Annotated in this window: 16 protein-coding genes; 4 read left to right on the top strand and 12 right to left on the bottom strand. The window is 69.0% G+C overall.

Annotated elements, in window-relative coordinates:
- Window positions 1–5 precede the first annotated feature (5 nt).
- The 11 genes from ACIP4Z_RS26520 to ACIP4Z_RS26470 all read right to left on the bottom strand — a co-directional run bounded on the left by ACIP4Z_RS26520 (window position 6) and on the right by ACIP4Z_RS26470 (window position 16,381).
- On the bottom strand, window positions 6–1,511 hold the full coding sequence (locus ACIP4Z_RS26520; protein WP_401312146.1) for an amino acid permease: 1,506 nt from the start codon (window positions 1,509–1,511) through the stop codon (window positions 6–8).
- Window positions 1,512–1,730: 219 nt separating this feature from the next.
- Window positions 1,731–3,656: a 1-deoxy-D-xylulose-5-phosphate synthase gene (dxs, locus tag ACIP4Z_RS26515; RefSeq protein ID WP_355338639.1), complete on the bottom strand. Its 1,926-nt coding sequence runs from the start codon at window positions 3,654–3,656 to the stop codon at window positions 1,731–1,733.
- Window positions 3,657–3,960: 304 nt separating this feature from the next.
- Window positions 3,961–5,268, bottom strand: coding sequence for an ABC transporter permease subunit (locus ACIP4Z_RS26510; protein ID WP_355338636.1), 1,308 nt, complete (start codon window positions 5,266–5,268; stop codon window positions 3,961–3,963).
- Window positions 5,265–6,053 (bottom strand): ATP-binding cassette domain-containing protein, encoded by a 789-nt coding sequence (locus tag ACIP4Z_RS26505; RefSeq protein WP_188282659.1) that lies wholly within the window; start codon window positions 6,051–6,053, stop codon window positions 5,265–5,267. Before ACIP4Z_RS26505 ends, ACIP4Z_RS26510 begins: the two co-directional genes overlap by 4 nt.
- A 230-nt stretch (window positions 6,054–6,283) precedes the next feature.
- Complete coding sequence (locus ACIP4Z_RS26500; RefSeq protein WP_355338632.1) at window positions 6,284–7,366, bottom strand: substrate-binding domain-containing protein; 1,083 nt, start codon at window positions 7,364–7,366, stop codon at window positions 6,284–6,286.
- Between the two features lie 139 nt (window positions 7,367–7,505).
- The gene (locus ACIP4Z_RS26495) at window positions 7,506–8,720 is read right to left on the bottom strand and encodes an ROK family transcriptional regulator (protein ID WP_355338629.1); all 1,215 of its coding nucleotides are present in this window, start codon (window positions 8,718–8,720) and stop codon (window positions 7,506–7,508) included.
- 261 nt (window positions 8,721–8,981) lie between these two features.
- Window positions 8,982–9,938 (bottom strand): carbohydrate ABC transporter permease, encoded by a 957-nt coding sequence (locus ACIP4Z_RS26490; protein WP_355338626.1) that lies wholly within the window; start codon window positions 9,936–9,938, stop codon window positions 8,982–8,984.
- A 13-nt stretch (window positions 9,939–9,951) separates the two neighbouring features.
- Entirely contained in the window at window positions 9,952–10,884 is a 933-nt protein-coding gene (locus ACIP4Z_RS26485) for a sugar ABC transporter permease (protein WP_355338623.1), read from the bottom strand.
- Between the two features lie 81 nt (window positions 10,885–10,965).
- A complete protein-coding gene (ngcE, locus tag ACIP4Z_RS26480; RefSeq protein WP_355338620.1) occupies window positions 10,966–12,363 on the bottom strand; it encodes an N-acetylglucosamine/diacetylchitobiose ABC transporter substrate-binding protein in 1,398 nt (465 codons plus the stop codon).
- 485 nt (window positions 12,364–12,848) lie between these two features.
- Window positions 12,849–15,563 (bottom strand): aconitate hydratase AcnA, encoded by a 2,715-nt coding sequence (gene acnA / locus ACIP4Z_RS26475; RefSeq protein ID WP_355338617.1) that lies wholly within the window; start codon window positions 15,561–15,563, stop codon window positions 12,849–12,851.
- A 317-nt stretch (window positions 15,564–15,880) separates the two neighbouring features.
- Complete coding sequence (locus tag ACIP4Z_RS26470; protein ID WP_401312136.1) at window positions 15,881–16,381, bottom strand: hypothetical protein; 501 nt, start codon at window positions 16,379–16,381, stop codon at window positions 15,881–15,883.
- Between the two features lie 284 nt (window positions 16,382–16,665).
- On the opposite strand from ACIP4Z_RS26470, the gene ACIP4Z_RS26465 reads away from it, so the two are divergent.
- From ACIP4Z_RS26465 to ACIP4Z_RS26455, 3 genes are all read left to right on the top strand, one after another.
- The gene (locus ACIP4Z_RS26465; RefSeq protein ID WP_401312133.1) at window positions 16,666–17,298 is read left to right on the top strand and encodes a hypothetical protein; all 633 of its coding nucleotides are present in this window, start codon (window positions 16,666–16,668) and stop codon (window positions 17,296–17,298) included.
- Window positions 17,299–17,401: 103 nt separating this feature from the next.
- Window positions 17,402–18,259, top strand: a complete 858-nt coding sequence (locus ACIP4Z_RS26460) for a class I SAM-dependent methyltransferase (RefSeq protein ID WP_391048788.1) — start codon at window positions 17,402–17,404, stop codon at window positions 18,257–18,259.
- Window positions 18,256–19,509: a hypothetical protein gene (locus ACIP4Z_RS26455; protein ID WP_401312130.1), complete on the top strand. Its 1,254-nt coding sequence runs from the start codon at window positions 18,256–18,258 to the stop codon at window positions 19,507–19,509. The genes ACIP4Z_RS26460 and ACIP4Z_RS26455 overlap by 4 nt, the downstream gene beginning before the upstream one ends.
- A gap of 15 nt (window positions 19,510–19,524) precedes the next feature.
- Here ACIP4Z_RS26455 and ACIP4Z_RS26450 read toward each other — a convergent pair whose 3' ends face one another.
- The gene (locus ACIP4Z_RS26450; RefSeq protein WP_401312127.1) at window positions 19,525–20,043 is read right to left on the bottom strand and encodes a hypothetical protein; all 519 of its coding nucleotides are present in this window, start codon (window positions 20,041–20,043) and stop codon (window positions 19,525–19,527) included.
- Window positions 20,044–20,337: 294 nt separating this feature from the next.
- Here ACIP4Z_RS26450 and ACIP4Z_RS26445 point away from each other — a divergent pair, with 294 nt between their 5' ends.
- On the top strand, window positions 20,338–21,867 hold the full coding sequence (locus ACIP4Z_RS26445; RefSeq protein ID WP_355338602.1) for a UDP-N-acetylglucosamine 1-carboxyvinyltransferase: 1,530 nt from the start codon (window positions 20,338–20,340) through the stop codon (window positions 21,865–21,867).
- Window positions 21,868–21,982 lie beyond the last annotated feature (115 nt).

The raw sequence follows: 21,982 nt of genomic DNA, 5'->3' as shown, positions 1-21,982 counted from the left end.
TGCACTTAGCGCCCGCGGCCCAGCCTGCTGTGGGAGCGGCCGTAGCCGAAGTAGATGACGAAGCCGATCACCATCCATACGGCGAACCGGAGCCAGGTCTCCACGCTGAGGTTGAGCATCAGCCACAGGGACGCGCACACCGAGGCCACCGGCAGGACGGGCACCCAGGGGGCGCGGAAGGCGCGCGGCAGGTCGGGGCGCGTCCGGCGGAGCACGACGACGCCGATGGCGACGACGACGAACGCGAAGAGCGTCCCGACGTTGACCATCTCCTCCAGTTCGCCGACGGTGAAGAATCCGGCGATCAGCGCGACGATCACGCCGAGCAGCACCGTGGTGCGGTAGGGGGTGCCGAACTTCGGGTGCACCTGGGAGAAGGCGCGCGGCAGCAGCCCGTCGCGGCTCATCGCGAAGAACACCCGGGTCTGGCCCATCAGCAGGATCATCACCACGGAGGTCAGGCCGACGGCCGCGCCGAAGCTGATCAGGCCGGACCAGAAGGGCGCGCCGACCGACTTGAAGGCGGACGCCAGCGGCGCGGTGGTGTCCAGCTCCGAGTACTTCTGCATGCCGGTGACGACGAGCGAGACCGCCACGTACAGCACGGTGCAGATCACCAGCGAGCCGAGGATGCCGCGCGGCATGTCCCGCTGCGGCTTCTTGGTCTCCTCGGCGGCGGTGGCGACGATGTCGAAGCCGATGAAGGCGAAGAAGACCACGGCGGCGGCGGAGAAGATGCCCATCACGCCGAACGAGGACGGGGTGAAGCCGAAGATCATCTGCACCAGCGGCGCGTGCAGGTCGGAGCCGCTGCCGGTGTTGGCCTTCGACGCCGGGAGGAACGGGTGGTAGTTGCTGCCGGTGACGAAGAAGAGCCCGGCGAAGATCACCAGCAGCACCACGGTCACCTTGACGGCGACGATCAGCGTGGTGACCCGCGCGGACAGCTTCATTCCGGCCATCACGATGCCGGTGAGCACCAGCACCAGCACCGCGGCCAGCAGGTCGAAGCCGAAGCCGCCGCCGTCGTGGGTGAGGACCTTGGGGATGTCGATGCCGAAGTGCGACAGCAGATTGGCCATGTAGCCTGACCAGCCGCCCGCCACCACGCCCGCGCCCAGCGCCAGTTCGAGGATCAGGTCCCAGCCGATGATCCAGGCGGGCAGTTCGCCGATGGAGGCGTAGCTGAAGGTGTACGCCGATCCGGCCACCGGCACGGTCGAGGCGAACTCGGCATAGCAGAGCCCGGCCAGCCCGCAGACGATCGCGGAGACGATGAAGGCGAGCGCGACGGCGGGCCCCGCGTAGTCCTTGGCCACCGAGCCGGTGACCACGAAGATGCCGGTGCCGACGATGACGCCGACCCCGTAGACGATCAGGTCGAGCGCGGACAGCTCCTTGCGCAGGCCGTGTTCCGGCTCCTCGGTGTCCGCGATCGACTGTTCGATGCTCTTGGTGCGGAACACCCCCCGGGGTCGGGGGGCCGTGTCGTCACGCGTGTCGGTGTCCACCGTCACACCTCCAGATCGTCCGGCGGCCGGTCGGTTCGGCCGGTCGATTCCGTCGGTCGGCAGCCGCTACTGCGTTACTGCACTCCGGAGGTCCGTCTCACCCGAATAGGCGCGCCTACGCGTACGCCGATGGAAGAGGGGGTCCACCCGTATGGGTGGACCCCCGCGTCGTACGGGTGCGCCGCCGTGTCCCCGGCGAGGGGCGGGCGGGCGGTGGGATCAGTCGCGGGCGATCTCGCGCGCGTGGTCCGCGTCGTCCGCGAAGCGGCCGTCGATGGTGGCGACCAGGCCGGTCACCTGGCGGGCGATGTCCGGCGCGGTGAGCCCGATGTCGGCCATCACGTCCTTGCGCGATCCGTGGTCGAGGAAGCGCTGCGGGATGCCGAAGTCGCGCAGCGGCACGTCCACCTCCGCGTCGCGCAGCGCCTGCGCGACGGCGGAACCGACGCCGCCCACCCGCCCGTTGTCCTCGACGGTGACCACGACGCGGTGCTTGGCGGCAAGGCCGGGCAGCGCCTCGTCCACCGGCTTGACCCAGCGCGGGTCGACCACGGTGGTGGTGATGCCCTGCGCGTCCAGCAGCCCGGCGATCTCCAGGCACATCGGCGCGAGGGCGCCGACCGAGACCAGCAGGACGTCGGGGCGCTCGCCCTCGGACGGCTCGCGCAGCACGTCCATGCCGCCGATCCGGCCGACGGCGGCGACGGCCGGGCCGACCGCGCCCTTGGAGTAGCGCACCACGGTCGGCGCGTCGTCCACCGCGACGGCCTCGCGGAGCTGGGCGCGTACCTGGTCGGCGTCGCGCGGGGCGGCGATCCGCAGTCCCGGCACGACCTGGAGGATGGACATGTCCCACATGCCGTTGTGCGAGGCGCCGTCGCTGCCGGTGACGCCCGCCCGGTCCAGGACGAAGGTGACACCGCACTTGTGCAGGGCCACGTCCATCAGGACCTGGTCGAAGGCGCGGTTGAGGAAGGTCGCGTAGACCGCGAAGACCGGGTGCAGTCCGCCGGTGGCCAGACCCGCGGCCGAGGTCGCGCCGTGCTGTTCCGCGATGCCGACGTCGTAGACGCGGTCGGGGAACGCCTTGGCGAACTTCTCCAGGCCGACCGGCTGGAGCATCGCGGCGGTGATGGCGACGATGTCGTCGCGCTCCTTGCCGAGCGCGACCATCTCGTCACCGAAGACGGACGTCCAGTCGGCGCCCGCGGCGGCGACCGGCAGACCGGTGTCGGGGTGGATCGGGCCGATGCCGTGGAAGCGGTCGGCCTCGTCCTGCTCGGCGGGCTTGTAGCCGCGGCCCTTCTCGGTGATGCAGTGCACGATGACCGGGCCGCCGAACCGCTTGGCGCGCAGCAGCGCGGACTCCAGCGCCTCCACGTCGTGGCCGTCGATCGGGCCGACGTACTTCAGGCCGAGATCCTCGAACATGCCCTGCGGGGCGATGAAGTCCTTCAGGCCCTTCTTCGCGCCGTGCAGCGTCTCGTAGAGCGGCTGGCCGATCAGCGGGGTGCGCTCCAGGAGGTCCTTGGTACGGGACAGGAAGCGCTCGTAGCCGTCGGTGGTGCGCAGGGTCGCCAGGTGGTCCGCGAGGCCGCCGATGGTGGGCGCGTAGGACCGCTCGTTGTCGTTGACGACGATGATCAGCGGGCGGTCCTGGGCGGCGGCGATGTTGTTCAGCGCCTCCCAGGCCATGCCGCCGGTGAGCGCGCCGTCGCCGATCACGGCGACCACGTGGTCGGTGCGGCCCAGCACCTCGTTGGCCTTGGCGAGACCGTCGGCCCAGCCGAGGACGGTGGAGGCGTGGCTGTTCTCGATCACGTCGTGCTCGGACTCGGCGCGCGACGGGTAGCCGGACAGGCCGCCCTTGCTCTTGAGCTTCGCGAAGTCCTTGCGTCCGGTGAGCAGTTTGTGCACGTACGCCTGGTGGCCGGTGTCGAAGAGGATCCGGTCGACGGGCGAGTGGAAGGTGCGGTGCAGGGCGATGGTCAGCTCGACCACACCGAGGTTGGGGCCGAGGTGCCCGCCGGTCTTGGACACCGCGTCGACGAGGAAGGCACGGATCTCCCCCGCCAGCTCCACGAGCTGCTGCTGGCTGAGCCGGTCGAGGTCGCGCGGTCCGTTGATACGGGTCAGCACTGCCACCCGTTCCTCCCTCTGCTGCCTGTCGGTACCTGTCGGCACCTGTCGAAGGTCTGTCCCACGGTTTTGCCGACGTGGACGCCGACACGGCCGGATCGCTTCGATACGGCCGATCCGACGAGTCTAATCTTCCGGTTCCAAGGCTGTCGGCCGCCCTGTGCGATGTATGTCACGGCACGGCAACGGCGAACCGCCGGGCGGACCTGGATTTCCAGGTCCGCCCGGCGGTTCGAGGTGCTGCCGCGGCGCGCGTGTCCGCCCGCGTTGTTACGAGCCGTTACGCGCGCCGCCGTCGTACGCGGTGCCGCTACGCGCGGCCGGAGGTCTTCTGCGTACGGCGCGAGACCGAGTCGATGACGACGGCGGCGAGCAGAACGGCGCCGGTGATCATGTACTGGATCGAGGTGTTCATGTTGAGCAGGTCGAGTCCGGTCTGGATGGACTGGATGACCAGCATGCCGAGCAGCGCCGACCAGACGTTGCCGCGACCGCCGAAGAGGCTGGTGCCGCCGATGACCGCGGCGGCGATCGCCAGCATCAGCAGGTTGCCGGTACCGGCGGCGAGCGTCGCGGTGTAGGTCTGGGCGGCCAGGAAGAGACCGCCGATGGCGGCGAAGCCGCCGGAGATCGCGAAGACCGCGATCCGGATCAGCGCCACGTTGATACCGGCGCGGCGGGCGGCCTCGATGCTGCCGCCGACCGCGAAGACCTTGCGGCCGAAGGGCGTGCGGCGCAGGACGAAGTCGCAGATCACCAGGGCGACCAGGAAGATCACCAGGGCGTTCGGCACACCGGCGGACTTGTTGAGCACGTACGCGGCCACGTAGGCCACGACGGCCAGGGCGACGGTGCGCAGCGCGATCTCGCTGGTGGGGCGGAACGGGACGCCCGCCTTGCGGCGGCGGGTCTGCTCGATCAGCGAACCGGCGAGCAGCGCGACGACACCGACGGTCGCCAGGATGTAGGCGCCGGCGATGTCCTGGTCCATGAAGAAGGAGCGCTGGCCCAGGATGTGCATCGGGCCCTTGTCCTGGATGGACAGCGAGCCGGTGGAGCCGAGCAGCCACAGCATCAGGCCGTTCCAGCCGAGGTTGCCCGCGAGGGTGACCACGAAGGCGGGGACGCCGATCTTGGCGAAGAAGAAGCCGTGGATCGCGCCGATGCCGATGCCGGTGAGGACCGTGAGGATCATCGCCAGCCACATGTTCATGCCGTGCGTGGTGGAGAAGATCGCGAAGATCGCGGCCGACAGACCGCTGACGGAGGCGACCGACAGGTCGATCTCACCGAGCAGCAGCACGAAGACCAGGCCGACCGCGATCATGCCGGTGGCGGCCAGGAAGTAGCTGATGTTGACCATGTTGGTCGAGCTGAGGAACAGGCTGTCCTTCAGCTGGAACACGGTCCAGATGATGATCAGGCCGACGATGACGGGCAGCGAGCCCAGTTCACCGCCCTTGAGCTTGCGCTTGAACTCGGTGATGTAGCCCTTGAAGCCCTCTTGGCGGACCAGCAGCCGGGGGTCGATGACCTCGACCGCGGCCGGCGCCATTTCGTCGACCGGAGCGGCCGGCGGCTCCTCGTCGGCCTTCGACAGGGTGGTCTTGTCGCTCACTTCGCCGCCTCCACATTGCGCGACTGACGGCGGGTCACGGCGTTGTCCGTGGCTCCGGTGATGGCCGCGATGATCTGCTCGTTCGTGGTGCCCTTGACCGGGAAGGACCCGTTGTTCCTGCCCAGGCGCAGCACGTGGACGGTGTCCGCGACCGCCGTCACGTCAGCCATGTTGTGGCTGATCAGAATCACGCCGAGGCCGCGCTCGCGCAGCCGCTCGACCAGGTCGAGGACCTGGGCGGTCTGCTCGACGCCGAGGGCGGCGGTGGGCTCGTCGAGGATGACGACCTTGGGCTCGCCGATCAGGGCGCGGGCGATGGCCACGACCTGCCGCTGACCGCCGGAGAGGCTGGCGATCGGGATCCGCACGCTGGGGATCCGGATGGACAGCGTGTTGAGCAGCTCGCGCGCACGCCTTTCCATCGTGACCTCGTCGAGCACTCCGACCCGGAGGATCTCCCGTCCGAGATAGAGGTTGCCGACCACGTCGAGGTTGTCGCAGAGCGCGAGGTCCTGGTACGTGGTGGCGATGCCGAGGCTCTGGGCGTCCTGCGGCCGGTTGATGCTGACCGCCTTGCCCTCCCATTCGATGACGCCTTCGTCGATGGGGTGCACACCGGCGATCGTCTTGACCAGTGTGGACTTACCGGCTCCGTTGTCGCCCACCAGGGCGACAACCTCTCCGGCGTGGACCTCCAACTCGACATCGGTGAGGGCCTGAACCGCACCGAATCGCTTGGAGACTCCGCGCAACGCCAGCACGGGCGTAGCGGACACGTGAACCATCTCCTTCGCCGCCTGACCGGCGGGGATGCCGCGTACTGGGGGGACAGCCGCGGGGGACGTGCAATAAAGCACTGGGATGACATCAGTCAACGGGGAACGGGCTCATACCCCTTCCCCGAACGCTCTACCCCGGAAGCGTTTCCGTCCGGTGCCCCGCCCCGGCAGCGGGGTGGAATGGTGGGGGCGGGGCACCGGACAGGTCTTTCGGGGGCGGGCCGAGGCCCTGGGTACTACTGGATGCCCGCGTCCTTGCACGCCTGGGCGAACTCGGCGGTGCAGATCTGGGCCACGGTGTACAGCTTGTCCTTGATGACCGTGTCCTTGATGTTCTCCTTGGTCACCGCGACGGCGCCGATGAGGTGGGCGGGGACCGTCTGGCCCGAGCCGCTCTTGGCGGTGGTGTCGGCGACGTCCTTGAAGTCCTTGCCCTCGAGCAGCGCGACCGCGATCTGGGCGGTGGCGTCGGCCTCCGGCTGGTACGCCTTGTAGATCGTCGCGGCCTGGGTGCCCGCGAGGATCCGCTGGATGCCGGGCAGTTCGGCGTCCTGGCCGGTCAGCGGCGGGTTGATGCCGGCGCCCTTGAGGGCGGTGGCGATACCGCCGGCCATGCCGTCGTTGGCCGAGTAGACGCCCTTGATGTTGGCCTTGCCGAGCTGGGTGATCGCCGCGGTGACCTTCTGGTTGGCGACGGTGTCCTTCCACAGACCCGACTGCTCGTAGGCGATGTTCACCTTGCCGTCGAGGATCTTGTGGGCGCCGGCCTTGAAGGAGGCGGCGTTCGGGTCGGCCGGGTCGCCGTCGATCATGACGATCTTCGAGGTCGGCTTGGCGTCGGCGCCCATGGCGTTGAGCAGCGCCTGGCCCTGGAGCTCGCCGATCTTCTCGTTGTCGTAGGAGACGTAGGCCGAGACCGGGCCCTGCGCGAGGCGGTCGTACGCGACGACCTTGATGCCCTTGTCGACCGCGGCCTGGACCGAGGACTGGATGCCGACCGAGTCCTGCGCGTCCAGGATGAGAACCTTGACGCCCTTGGCGATCATGCTGCTGACCTGCTGCGCCTGCTTGGCGGGGTCACCGGCGGCGTTGGCGTAGTCGACCTTGCAGTCGGAGCACAGCTCCTTGACCTTCGCCTCGATCAGGGGCCGGTCGAACTTCTCGTACCGGGTGGTCGCGTTCTCCGGGAGCAGCAGGCCGATGGTCTTGTCCTTGCTGCTGTCGGACGACTTGTCGCCCGCCTTGCCACAAGCGGCCATCGTGAGCGCGATCGAAACAGCGACCGTCCCGACGGCGATTCGACGCGTCATTGCGTTCATGTGAGGTTGCCTCCCTGACAGGGCCGCAACACCGCGGCCGAGGTGCTCGTGAGTCAACTCCGGCTGACGCCATGCCGTCAAGAAGTAAACACTTAACGAGATGGCAACGACCCGTTTCGTTAGCTGTGTGAACGCTCAGTTATGCCGAAAAGGCGGGTGTATCAACCGGAGTATTACCATCCAACAGTGTAGAATCACCCATCTCACTCAGCACCAGGGCAAGTGCCCCCAAAACCTCCGCACGGGCACCCAGCGACCCGGGCACCACGGACAGCCGTTGGGCGGCACTGGGGATCGCGTACCGCGACACGGACTCCCTTATCGGGCCGAGCACCAGCTCCCCCGCCTCGGCCAAGTCCCCGCCCAGCACGACCCTGCTGGGGTTCAAGAGGTTGCACAGACTGGCCACGCCCATGCCTATGTGGCGGCCCACGTCCCCGATCACGCGACGGCAGCCGGGGTCGCCCTCGCGTGCGAGCTGCACCATCTTCGGGACCGTTAGGCCATCTCCGTGGCTGCCGCGCAGGAGTTCGAGCACATAGCGCGCGGCGGTGAAGGTCTCCAGGCAGCCGCGGTTGCCGCACCGGCACACCGGACCCGACTCGTCGAGGGTGATGTGGCCGATTTCACCCGCCGTGCCCCCCGGTCCGCGGTAGATCCTGCCGTCGATCACCAGGCCCGCGCCGACGCCGCTGGCGACCTTGATGTACGCCAGGTCCTTCACGCCCCGGCCGCCGCCCCAGACCAACTCGCCCAGTGCGCCCAGATTCGCGTCGTTGTCCACCTGGACCGGCACACCGAGCCGGTCGGTCAACTCCTGGCGGGGGTTGATACCGCTCCAGCCGGGCAGGATCGCGGTCGAACCGAGCGTCCCGGACTCCACGTCGATCGGCCCCGGCACGCCCAGACCCACCCCGAGCACCTTGTCGGGGTTGATCCCGGTGGACTCCACCAGCCGCGCGACGAGTTGCTCGGCGCGGTCGAAGCCCTGGGAGGCGGAGGCGTCCACGTCGATCGGCTCGGACTGCTCGGCCAGCACCTGATGGGCCAGATTGCCGACCGCGACCCGGAGATGCGAATGGCCGAAATCGACTCCTACGACGATGCCGGCGTCACCGGACAGCGCCACGCTGCGGGCCCGCCGACCACCCGAGGAGGTCGACGTCACCTGCACCGTGCCGTTGTCCCGCAGTTCGCGGACGATGTTGGAGACCGTCGCGGCCGACAGGCCGGTGCTGCGCGCGATCTCCGCCTGGGTGAGTGACCCGGCCAGCCGTACGGCACGCACGACGCGTTCCAGGTTGGCCCGGTGCAGCGACGACTGCGATCCCGGAGTCTCGACCACGACATCCACTCCTGCCCGGCAGCCGGAGCGTCCCGGCTGCCCGCACGGACGGGGACCCGGACCGATGTCGTACCTGCCACATCGGTGAGACCCCGTCGTCTACAACATGTGAACTCTAAGTTGAGTGTTTGGGGTGATGTCCCGTCAAGGGGGAGAGCCACACCGTTATGCGAATCGGTCGCGAACGCCGAGGAGCGGCTCCGCGCCCTCGCGGAGCCGCTCCTCGCGGCGTACGGCCTGCTCAACGGCGCTCGGGGGCGCCGCCGTGGGCTACTTCAGGGTGCCCGCGGTGAGTCCGGCCTGGACCTGGCGCTGGAAGGACAGGTACACCACCAGCACCGGCAGCATCGCGATCACCATGCCGGCGAACAGCGCCGGGTAGTCGCCCGAGTACCCCTGCGACAGCGCGAGGTTCACCAGGCCCTGGGCCAGCATGGAGTGGTCCTTGTCGGTGCTGGTCTGCGGCTGCATCAGCGTGACCGGCAGGATGTACTGATTCCACTGCCCGAGCACGTTGAAGATGCCGACGCTCAGCAGACCGGGCTTGGCCATCGGCACCATCACCTGGAAGAACGTCCGGGTGTGCGAGGCGCCGTCGAGCACCGCCGCCTCATGGATGGCCGTTGGCAGCGTCTTGAAGAACGAGTGCATGAAGAAGGTCGTGAACGGCAGCGAGTAGGCGACGTACACCAGGATCAGACCCTGGTACGTGTTCAGCATGCCGAGGTTCTTCACCATGAAGAACAGCGGGACCAGCGCGAGGAAGTACGGGAACATCGCGCCGCCGACGAACAGGAAGTAGATGAACCTGTTGCCGGGGAACTCGTACCGGGCCAGCACGTAGGCGACCATCGAGCCGAAGAGCATGGTCAGCGGCACCGAGAACACCATCACGATCACGGTGTTCAGGAAGAAGTCGCCGATGCCCTTGTCCCAGGCGCGGCTGAACGCGCCGAAGGTGAAGTGCGAGGGCCAGGACCACGCGCTGGAGCCGATCTCGCTGTTGTTCTTGAACGAGCTGAGGATGATCCATGCCAGTGGCAGGATGATCATGATCGCCCAGACCGCAAGGAAGCCGTGCGAGAAGACGTTGAGCACCCGGCCGCCGGCTCCGTCGTAGCCGGCCTCCTCCGCTCCCTTGCCCTTGCGCTTCTTGCCGGGCCCGCCCTGAGCGGGTACCTGGCCCAGCAGTCCGCCGGACTGCGCCTCGGTGATGGGTGAGGTCATGGTGCTTCCCCGCTCAGAACTCGATGCGGTCACGGCGGGAGACCCGCAGCGTGACAGCGGAAACGATCAAGGTCACCAGCATGATGATCACGCCCTGTGCGCAGGCGTAACCGCTCTTGCCGAAGGACAGGAAGTTGCGCATCAGGTAGGTCGCCATGACCTCGCTGTGGTGGTCGGGACCACCGCCGTAGCCGGTTCCGGGGGTCAGTCCGGAGACCAGGGCGAAGAAGTCCATCGCGAAGATCGAGATGTACACCCACGAGGTCTGCACGCTGTCCCACAGCAGCGGGAGGGTGACCTTGAAGAAGGTCTGCGAGCGGCCCGCGCCGTCGAGCAGCGCGGCCTCGTAGATGTCCTTGGGGATGGACTGCATCGCCGCGGAGAACAGCACGAGGTAGAAGCCGACGCCCGCCCAGACCTGGATCGCCAGCAGGCACCAGAGCACGAGGTTGGGGTCGTTCAGCCACTCGATGGGGTTGTTGGCGTCCTCCAGGTGCAGCTTCACCAGGACGCCGTTGAGCAGACCGGCCGAGTCACTGCGGTAGACCGCGCCGAACAGCACGATCAGGATCGCGACCGACAGGACCTGCGGGAAGAAGTAGACGACCTTGTAGATCCCGGCGCCGCGGACGCCCTGGACACCGCCCGCCGTGCTGCGACCGCCCACGTTCACCATGAAGGCGAAGAACAGCGCCAGCAGGATGGTGATCACCGGCAGGAAGATCAGCAGCAGGATGTTGTGCCACAACGCGGTTCTGAAGACGGAGTCGTGGAACAGGGTCGTGTAGTTGTCCAGGCCCACGAAGTTGAAGGTCTGGGACTCGCCCTTCCAGTCCGTGAGCGAGTAGCCGATCGTCTGAAGATACGGCCAGATCACGAACGTCACATACAGGACGATCGGGACGATGAGGAAGCCCACAATGAAGGGGTATTTGCGATGCTGCATGGATCCTGCTCCTGATCGAGGGGCTATGCCGGTGCGGGGGCCGGACGGATTCCGGCCCCCGCACCGCACGACGTCGCTGGGTCAGGCCTTCTTGGCCTTGGCCGCGAGCGCCTTGGCCTTCGAGATCCACTGGGCGGGGGTGAGGCGCTTGGCCATCAGCTCACCGCTCAGGTTCTGCAGGGCGACATCGAACTCGCTGTTGGTGTTCGGGTAGTTGTAGTTGAACGTGTTCGCACCGGCAGCGCTCAGCGCGGTCACGGTCGACGCGGTACCCGGACGGAGCTGGACGTCGGAGCCGACGCCGTCCTTGAGGACGGTGAGGGAGTTGGCGGCGGCGGCGAACTTGCCGGAGCCCTCCTTCGTCAGCATCATGCGCAGGAACTCCAGGCCGCCGGCCTTGTTCTTGGCCTTCTCCGGGACGATGAACGGCTCGCCCGCGCCCGCCCGGATCGCCTCGAAGGGCAGCTTGTCGCCCGTGAGCGACGGCATCGGCATGAACTTCATGTCGAAGTCGCTCGGGGTGGCCTTCATCTGCTCGTTCTCCAGCCAGGAGCCGCACGGGATGAAGGCGGCCTTGTACTGGTTCCACGCGGTCTGCGACTCGATGTGGGTCAGACCGTTGGTGCCGGGCAGCAGGTAGTTCTTGTCCACGATCTCGTAGACCGCCTCGATGCCCGCCTTGACGGCCGGGTCGTCCCAGGCCGTCGGGTCCATCGTGTCGATGCGCTTCTGGAGCTCCAGGCCGCCGTTCTTGGCGATGAGGTCCATGATCGCGACGTTGATGTAGTACGGGTACTTGCCCTGGTGACAGAAGGGCGCGATCTTCTCCTTCTTGATCTCCGCGGAAAGGGAGATGAAGTCGGCCCACGTCTTGGGCTCGGTCCAGCCCTTGTCCTTGAACAGCTTGCCGGAGTACCACAGGCCGAACACGGTGTAGATGTAGCTCAGCGAGTACATCTTGCCGTCGAGCGTGCCGGTCTCGATCGTGCCGGGCTGGAGCACGTCGCGGATCTTCTTGCTCGGGTCGTCGATGTAGGGCGCGTCGAGCAGCGGGGTGAGGTCCGCGAGCTGACCGCTCTTCTGCAGGACGTCCAGCTTGATCTGCTGGGCGCCCGAGTCGTCGATGACGTCCGGCGGGCTGCCGGCGTTGAAGCGCGGCTGGAGCTTGCCGGCGATGTCCTGCGTGGGCAGGACGCTGGACTTGGAGCCCGGGTGCTTGGACTCGTACAGCTTGCCGAGCGCGGTGGCGTAGTCGTGGCCGTAACCACCGTCGAAGATGACGATGTCGAGGGCCGTGGAGTCGTTCACGCCGAAGGGGTTGTCCTTCGAGGCCGCAGTCGCGCTCTTGGTGGGCTTGTCGCTACTGCTGTCACCGCCGCTGGACGCGCAGGCGCTCAGCAGACCGGCCGACGGAATGGCTACGAGGCCAAGCGCCGCGGAACGCTTGACCAGATCCCGGCGGTTCATTTCGGATCCCATGCTCAAGTCCTCGCTCTCATCAGGACTCATGCGGTGCAGCGGAATCCGCCGACGACCGCGAACAGTTGAAGCTTGAGTGATGCCGTGCATCCATCGAGGAGGGGTACGTCACCGTAGGCCGCCGGGTGTTTCTGCCCGACGTTCCCCCCCGCCCCGCCCCGCTGTGAGCGGGTTCCTTGGACGCCGACAGGTATAGTCCACTTGCAGTCGGCAGGGCAAGATCGAATGATGGTTTGGGCGGCAAGCTTTCCCGAGTTGAGACCTCCGCGAAACGTGGGATGTCTCACCGATCCCGAGCGCGCCGGATCTTGTATTCACTAGTCAACACGACTGTCACGGAAGTGCGTTCAAGTAGTGAAGACCGAACCGGGCCGAGCCGGTCTGCATGTACGGACATAAGCGGACGGGCCGCACTCCCCTGAGAGGAGCGCGGCCCGCCTGCGGTTTCTTCTGCGTATCCGCCGTAGCGGAACGTCACTTGATCGTTACTTGCGGATCAGCGACCGCAACACGTACTGCATGATGCCGCCGTTGCGGTAGTAGTCGGCCTCTCCGGGGGTGTCGATCCGGACAACGGCGTCGAACTCCACGCCGGTGTCGGTGGTGACCTTCACCGTGCGCGGGGTCGTGCCGTCGTTCAGCTCGGTCACGCCGGAGATGGCGAACGTCTCCTCGCCCGTGAGCCCCAGGGAGGCCGCGGAGGCGCCCTCGGGGTACTGGAGCGGCAGCACGCCCATGCCGATCAGGTTGGAGCGGTGGATGCGCTCGTAGGACTCCGCGACGACCGCCTTGACGCCGAGCAGCGCGGTGCCCTTGGCCGCCCAGTCGCGGGACGAGCCGGAGCCGTACTCCTTGCCCGCCAGGACGACCAGCGGCACGCCCTGCTCGATGTAGTTGCGCGAGGCGTCGTAGATGAAGGCGACCGGGCCGTCCGCCTGGGTGAAGTCGCGGGTGTAGCCGCCCTCGGTGCCCGGCGCGATCTGGTTGCGCAGCCGGATGTTGGCGAAGGTGCCGCGGATCATGACCTCGTGGTTGCCGCGGCGCGAGCCGTAGCTGTTGAAGTCGCGCCGGTCGACGCCGTGTCCGGTGAGGTACTTGCCCGCCGGGGTGTCGGCCTTGATCGCGCCGGCCGGGGAGATGTGGTCGGTGGTGACCGAGTCGCCGAGCTTGGCCAGGACGCGGGCGCCCTCGATGTCGGTGACCGGGGTGGTCTCCATCGTCATGCCCTCGAAGTACGGGGGCTTGCGGACGTAGGTGGACTGCGGGTCCCACTCGAAGGTGTCACCGGTCGGGATCGACAGCGCCTGCCACTGCGCGTCGCCCGCGAAGACGTCGCGGTAGGACTCGTTGAACATGTCCTGGCCGATCGCGGACGCGACCACGTCGTTGACCTCGGCCTCGGTCGGCCAGATGTCCTGGAGGCGGACCGGCTTGCCGTCGGTGTCGGTGCCGAGGACGTCCTCGGTGATGTTCACCTTCATCGAGCCCGCGATGGCGTACGCGACGACCAGCGGCGGCGACGCCAGGTAGTTCATCTTGACGTCCGGGTTGATCCGGCCCTCGAAGTTGCGGTTGCCCGAGAGCACCGCGGCGACCGCGAGGTCCGCCTCGTTGACCGCCTTGGAGACCTCCTCGGGCAGCGGGCCCGAGTTGCCGATGCAGGTGGTGCAGCCGTAACCGACCAGGTTGAAGCCGAGCTTGTCCAGGTACGGGGTCAGGCCCGCCTTGTCGAAGTAGTCCGTGACGACCTTGGAGCCGGGCGCCAGCGTCGTCTTCACCCACGGCTTGCGGGTCAGACCGCGCTCGACCGCCTTCTTGGCGACCAGGGCGGCGGCGACCATCACGTACGGGTTCGAGGTGTTGGTGCACGAGGTGATCGCGGCGACGGTGACGGCGCCGTGGTCGATCTCGTACGTGCTGCCGTCGGGGGCGGTGACCACGGTCGGCTTGGTCGGCACGCCGTTGTGGGTGGCCGGGGAGTCGGAGGCCGGGAAGGACTCCTTGCCCGCCTCCTCGTCGTCGGTCACGTAGTTGCGCACGTCGCGGGCGAACTGCTGGGAGGCGTTCGCCAGGACGATACGGTCCTGCGGGCGCTTGGGCCCGGCGATCGACGGGACGACGGTGGCGAGGTCCAGCTCCAGCTTCTCGGAGAAGTCCGGCTCGGCGGCCGGGTCCAGCCACAGGCCCTGCTCCTTGGCGTACGCCTCGACCAGCGCGACCTGCTGCGCGTCGCGGCCGGTCAGCCGCAGGTACTTCAGCGTCTCCTCGTCGATCGGGAAGATCGCCGCGGTGGAGCCGAACTCCGGCGACATGTTGCCGATGGTGGCGCGGTTGGCCAGCGACGTGGCGCCGACGCCCTCGCCGTAGAACTCCACGAACTTGCCGACCACGCCGTGCTTGCGCAGCATCTCGGTGATGGTCAGCACCAGGTCGGTGGCGGTGGTGCCGGTGGGCAGCTCGCCGGTCAGCTTGAAGCCGACGACCCGCGGGATCAGCATGGACACCGGCTGGCCCAGCATCGCGGCCTCGGCCTCGATGCCGCCGACGCCCCAGCCGAGCACGCCGAGGCCGTTGACCATGGTGGTGTGCGAGTCGGTGCCGACCAGGGTGTCCGGGTACGCCTGGCCGCCGCGGACCATGACGGTACGGGCCAGGTGCTCGATGTTCACCTGGTGAACGATGCCGGTGCCGGGCGGGACGACCTTGAACTCGTCGAACGCGGTCTGGCCCCAGCGCAGGAACTGGTAGCGCTCCTTGTTGCGGCCGTACTCCAGCTCCACGTTCTGCGCGAAGGAGTCGGCGGTGCCGAAGCGGTCGGCGATCACCGAGTGGTCGATGACCAGCTCGGCCGGGGCGAGCGGGTTGATCCGGGCGGCGTCGCCGCCGAGCTCCTTGACGGCCTCGCGCATGGTGGCCAGGTCCACGACGCAGGGCACACCCGTGAAGTCCTGCATGATCACGCGGGCCGGCGTGAACTGGATCTCCTGGCTCGGCTGGGCCTGGGAGTCCCAGCCGCCCAGCGCCCGGATGTGGTCGGCGGTGATGTTCGCGCCGTCCTCGGTACGCAGCAGGTTCTCCAGCAGCACCTTCAGGCTGTACGGCAGCCGGGCCGCGCCCGCCACCTTGTCCAGCCGGAAGATCTCGTACGACTCGTCGCCCACGCGCAGCGTGCTGCGGGCGTCGAAGCTGTTCGCCGACACGACAGTCTCCTTCATGCGTCGTCTTGCGTCATTGCGCGCGTACCACCGCGGTCCCCCGGCCCGGCCGCATGTCGGTGACATGCCCGCCGGCCGGTCCGCTAAGGTGGGCTCTGGTTAGGTAACCCTTACCTCGTGCGGTGCGGTCGTCGTACGCCTCAGCAGATATCTCGATGTCGAGATAACTCTAGTACATGACCGCCGCTGGGTCATGCCCGGCCCACCTGACCTGTCGCAGTGAAGGTTGAGTGTTTCCCACCGAAGCTTGATCGGCTCCTGCCGGTGGGGCGCCCTCGCATCAACCCGGTCTACGGGCTCTGCTACGGCTGAGACGGCGGATCCGAGCGCAGACCCAGGGCACTGTGCTGAACCCATCCAGCTGGCACGTCCGCGCCACCGGACGCACTGCGCGTCATCGCCACCAATCGCGACCGCAACTCCTGCGTCGGCTCATCCAGCACAATCGCACTGATCACCAGTTCCAGCATCACGCAGTCGTACTCGTCGTCCCTGCTCCGGTAGCGCTCCTGATCACGCTCCACCACAGCTCCGGAGATCCGCCAGCCCCCGGCGTCCACGGGCGTGAAAGTTGCTTCGAAGACCCCGCGACCGGTCCAGCTCCGATGGAGGAAGACAACCCTGCCCTCGCTGAACACGTCCCACTTCTCGTCCATACCCCGGGAGTGGTAACCGAGCTGGATCCGCTCCCAGTCCGCATCCGACCAGATCCGGCCGGGCAAGACCGGGAGTGATCCGGGAGACGAGATCGGCTGGATGCGACCGGCAAACGAGGACCGGGTAACACGTTCGGCGGCAGGCATGCCGCGATCCTACGGATGGGGGTGCCCACCACGACAGCCGTCCAGAGATAGGTCCACGCCACCGGCAGGAAGCCGCTCAACCTTCGGTGAGAATCGCTCAACCTTCACTGCGACAGGTCACCCGGGGACGGCGGCGTGGCGGGCGCCGGGTCGGACGGGCGGGTCGGACGGGCGTGACCGACGGCGTGACCGACGGGTGTGCCGTGCGGCGGGTCGGACGCGGGACGGGGCGCGGGCCTCGCGCGGGAGTGTGCCCGCTTGACGGGTGCCGGGACAATGCCCTCATGCGGTATGCGACGGAGGACGAGGGCGCGAGGGTCGCGGCGGTCCTGGCCGAGGCGGCGCGGCGGATGGCCGCGCTGCGCGGGGCGCCGCCTTTCCGGGTGTGCGCGGTGACCGGTCCCGCGCCGGAACCGGCGTGGTTCGCCGAGGGCCACAGAAGAGACGACGTATGGCAGCGGATCACCGTGCGGCACGGACGGCTGGGGCAGGACGAGGCGGCGGTCTGGGTGACCAGCGCGGTGCGTGCCGCCGAGCCGGTGAGCCTGGCCGAGTCGCTGCGGCTGGAGCGGGACGGGTACCCGCGGGCGGACGAGGACCCTTCGGCGCGGGAGGCCGGGGCAGGCCGTACGTCGCGGGCGGAGGTCGTCGTGGACGGTGCGCCGCGGGCGGCCGACGTGCTGACGGAAGGGACGTGGTGGGCGGCGCGGATCGAGGCGGTGGCGGATGCCGGTACGGACGCCGACGCGGATGCGGATGCGGATGCGGACGCGGACGCTGACGCTGACGCGGAATCCGTCACGGTCACCGTCGTCGGGCACCACGTGCCCATCGGACAGGTCCGGTTGGCGACCGTGACCGACCTCGGACCGTACATCGACGCCAGGGAAGCGGAGTTGGCGCGCCTGCGGGCCTGACCCGCGGGACCCGTCGTGCGGCCGACGGGGAGATCCACAACGGCAACGGGACGTGATACCAAGGTGGGTGACGCAACGTCACACACTCGGGGGTCGACGGGTCATGCAGCACGGTGGGGTCGAACTGACCGCGTATCTGGTCAACGAGTCGCGGGCGCGCAAGCCCGACCTCGCCGAGGATCCTCTGGCGGGCGCGTGGATTCCGGACGGTGACCGGCCCGCGGTGAGGGAGTTGTGGCGGGAGTTCGCCGACGAGGTGTACCCGCACGACGACCTGGTGGTGTCGCTGCGCGGACGCTACATCGCCGACACCCTCGCGCGGGCGCTGCGCGCCGACCCGGACACGGTGCTCGTGGTGTGCGGGGCCGGTTTCTCCTCGTATCCCTGGCTGCTGCCGTTCCCCGCGGCGCTGGAGGTGGATCTGCCGGAGATGGCGGCGGCCAAGCGGCGGCGGGCGGCGGAGCTGACGGCGTCCGGTGTCGCGCCGGAGCGCGAGGTGCGGCATCTCGCGGCCGATCTGAACAGCGCGCAGGGCCGCGCCGAAGTGACCTCCGCCGCACGCGAGTTGGCGGCCGGCCGGCCGGTCGCGTACGTCGCGGAGGGCGTCGTCTTCTATCTGCCGGGGGACGCGGCACGGTCGGTGGTGACGCTGGGCGCCGGTTTCGGTACGACGGCGGTGACCGCGGTCAGCTACTGGCCCGCGGCGGCGGCGGGCTGCCGCGTCCTGGCCGAGCAGCGCGACTGGTTCCTGCGCAGGTCGGTGCCCGCGGACGCGAGCCATCTCACGCACGACGAGCTGGAGTCGCTGCTGGGCACGGCGATCGAGGACCGGGGCCCCGAGGATCTGCAACGGCGTTACCTGGGCGGGGTGTCGGTGAGCGAGTCCGACCTGATCCCGGAGTACGTGGCGGTCTCCTGGACCCCGGGCTCCGGCACCGGCCGCGCGGGAGCGGCGGCATGAGCGGCGGCACGAGCGGCAGTATGAGCTTCGGCGCGAGCGAGGTGCTGCACCTCCAGAGCCGGGCGTATCCGCTGCACCACCGCTCCCCCGTCAGCTCGTTGGAGCTGGTCGCGGTGCCGGGCCACGGCGAGTTACGGCCGGTGGTCGGGGGCCTGCGGTCGCTGGCGTACAACCCGGACACCACCATCGAGATGGACCTGACCGGCATGGTCGGACCGGCGATCAGCCTGCCGGGCACGGAGATCGTGGCCTGCCACGCGCGCATCCTGACCGCGGGCACGGTGCTGGTGGTCTACGCGCTGCGGCACGAGGCCGATCTGCGGCGGATGGCGCTGCACGACCTCGACGCGCTCGACGCGACCGTCAACCAGGCGCTGCGCGAGGCGGACGCGCCGATCCTGACGGCGGTGCTGGCCGCGGCCGTCGCCAGTGGTCTAGTCCAGGAGATCGCACTGCGGCCCGATCTCGCGCCGGCCGGGGCGGGTTCGCCGATCGACCGTCAATCGGCGCGCTACAACTGCCACTTCGTGACGCGGGACCCGCCGTGGGCGGCCGACGCACGGGTGCCCGCGCTGATATCGGGCCCCGACTGCCGGATCCTGCTGCCGTACACCTACGCCTGGGACCGCGATCCGGCGACGCCGCTGCACGATCTGCTGACCATGACCGAGCCCACGGACATCGCGGTGGCGCAGCAGTCGCTGCTGGTGGGCGCGCTCGTCGCCGGGCGGTGGGTGCTGGCCGACCTGGCGCACGGCCACCCCGAGACCACCGATGTGCACGCCTTCCGGCGGTTCCTCGACGGTCTGTGGGCCGACTTCCACCATCTCGACGGCTACCGGATCGAGTCGACGCAGGCGCACCGGGCCAGTTATCTCTCCGCGCGCCAGGTGATCGGGCTCGACGACACCCAGGAGCGCGCCGACAAGCTCCTCGGTTACGTCAGCAACTCCCTGCTGGCCGCGTCCTCGCAGCGCGCGGAGGCGCTGGACGCCCGGCTGAACCGTGTCGCGGCGGCGCTGACGGTGGTGAGCGCCGCGTCCTTCGGCCTCGACATCGCCGTGTTCGTCCTGCCGCAGGTCTCCCTGGCCACGAAGCTCGGCGTCGTCACCGGGCTGCTCGGCATGGCGGTGTGCTGCCTGCTGGCCGTGGTCCTGCCGCGTACGCCGCGGCGGGTGGCGCGCCGCCGGATTCCGGCGCCGCGGGCCGCGGCCGACGACGAGCGGATCTTCGTACCGCACGGGCGGTAGCGGGCACCGGCCGCGCTACGTCGGCGTGGCCGGTGTCGGGACCTTCGGGAGCTCCACCCAGTAGCCGTAGAGGCACGCATACGTCGTGCCGCCGTGGACCCCCTGGTCGCTGTCGACGCACGGCGCGGACGGGTCGATCGTCGGCCGGACCAGCGTGTAGTGGCCGCACACGCGATACGGGTGTCCGGGGGTCGGGCACGTGCGCGCGTTCCCGCTCACGCCGGGCGTCACCGCGGTCGCTCCCGCGCGCGCCGGCGGCGCCGTGAGGGCGAACGTCGAGCCGGCCGAGGGCGATCCGGTACCCCGCGTGGCCGCGGCGCCCGTCGTCTCCGCCCGGGTCGGGGGTGTCCGGGAGGGTCCGCTCGGCGACCAGCCGAAGGGCAGCTTCGGCTGGTCCCGCGAGGGGCCCGCGCCGCCGCCGCACCCGGCGAGCGCTCCGGCCAGGGCGAGTACGGCGACGACCAGTCCCGCACCGGCCGCGCGGTGCGCGGGCCGGGGCCGCGTGGGCCGTGGGGAACGTATGCGCGTGAGCATGATCGGAAGTGTGCCGTACGCCCGCGGCGGCGCGTGGTCGGGGCGTGCGCATCGGGTCGCGGGGGCAGGGGCCGCGCGGTCGGGTTGTGGGACCGGGTTCCGCGGTCGGATGGTGGGCCGGACAGCGCTCCGGGTTGCGCGGCCGTGACCCGCGAGTACGGTGATGGCGGTCGCGGGTGCGGGCACGGGCGGCACGCGCTGGCGTACGCCGGATGGCACGCGGCGGGAGTGGGGTCCGTCACGGACGGCCGATCTGCGGTTGCCGCATCTCATATGTGAGATAGCCTCGGCGATATGACCGACGACTACCTCGTACGTATCGGCAGGCTCATCCGGGACGCCAGGCAGCACAGAGGCTGGACACAGTCCCAGCTCGCCGAGGCTCTCGGGACCAGCCAGAGCGCAGTCAACCGTATCGAGCGCGGCAACCAGAACATCAGTCTTGAGATGATCGCCCGCATCGGCGAAGCCCTGGACAGCGAGATCGTCTCCCTCGGCTACGCGGGCCCCATGCATCTGCGGGTGGTCGGCGGGCGTCGCCTGTCCGGCGCCATAGACGTCAAGACGAGCAAGAACGCCTGCGTGGCCCTGCTGTGCGCGACCCTGCTGAACGCCGGGCGCACCACGCTGCGCCGGGTGGCCAGGATCGAGGAGGTCTACCGGATCCTGGAGGTGCTGGGCAGCATCGGCGTCCGCGCCCGCTGGATCAACGACGGCAACGACCTGGAGATCGTGCCGCCCGCCAGCCTCGACCTGGACTCGATGGACACCGAGGCCGCGCGGCGCACCCGCAGTGTGATCATGTTCCTCGGGCCGCTGCTGCACCGCACCGACCGCTTCCGCATCCCGTACGCGGGCGGCTGCGACCTCGGCACCCGTACGGTCCAGCCGCACATGAACGCGCTGCGCCACTTCGGCCTGGACATCACCGCGACGGACGGCACGTACCACGCGGAGGTCGACCGGAGCGTCACCCCGACCCGGCCGATCGTGCTGACCGAGCGCGGTGACACGGTGACCGAGAACGCGCTGCTGGCCGCCGCCCGGCACGACGGCGTCACCGTCATCCGCAACGCCAGCTCCAACTACATGGTCCAGGACCTCTGCTTCTTCCTGGAGGAGCTGGGCGTCCGCGTCGACGGCATCGGTACGACGACGCTCACCGTGCACGGCGTCTCCTCGATCGACCGCGACGTGGACTACGCGCCGTCCGAGGACCCGGTCGAGGCGATGAGCCTGCTGGCCGCGGCCGTCGTCACCGAGTCGGAGCTGACGATCCGGCGGGTGCCGATCGAGTTCATGGAGATCGAGCTGGCCGTGCTGGAGGAGATGGGGCTCGACCACGAGCTGACTCCCGAGTACCGCGCCGACAACGGCCGCACCCGGCTGGTGGACCTCACCGTCCGCCCGTCCAAGCTGCGCTCCCCCATCGACAAGATCCACCCGATGCCGTTCCCCGGGCTCAACATCGACAACGTCCCCTTCTTCGCGGCCATCGCCGCCACCGCCCAGGGCTCGACCCTCATCCACGACTGGGTCTACGACAACCGCGCCATCTACCTCACTGAGCTGACCCGCCTCGGCGCGGCCGTCAAGCTCCTCGACCCGCACCGCGTCCTGGTCGAGGGCCCCACTCGCTGGCGCGCCGCCGAGATGATGTGCCCCCCGGCCCTGCGCCCCGCCGTCGTCGTCCTGCTCGCCATGATGGCCGCCGAAGGCACCTCCGTCCTCCGCAACGTCTACGTCATCAACCGCGGCTACGAAGACCTCGCCGAGCGTCTCAACTCCATCGGCGCCCAGATCGAGATCTTCCGCGACATCTGACACACGGATGCCACCGCACCCCGTCTGACCTGCTGTTGAGCGGGTCGGTGCGGGGTGCGGCGGCTGGTCGTATGCTGGGCGCGTTCAGGGATGCGCTTGGCGTTTAGATATGTGA

Origin of the sequence: Streptomyces sp. NPDC088910 (assembly GCF_044749865.1) — a bacterium.
In the GTDB taxonomy this organism is placed as follows: Bacteria; Actinomycetota; Actinomycetes; order Streptomycetales; family Streptomycetaceae; genus Actinacidiphila.
The sequence above is the reverse complement of the archived record's forward strand: the minus strand, read 5'-3'. Positions and strand labels throughout refer to the sequence as shown.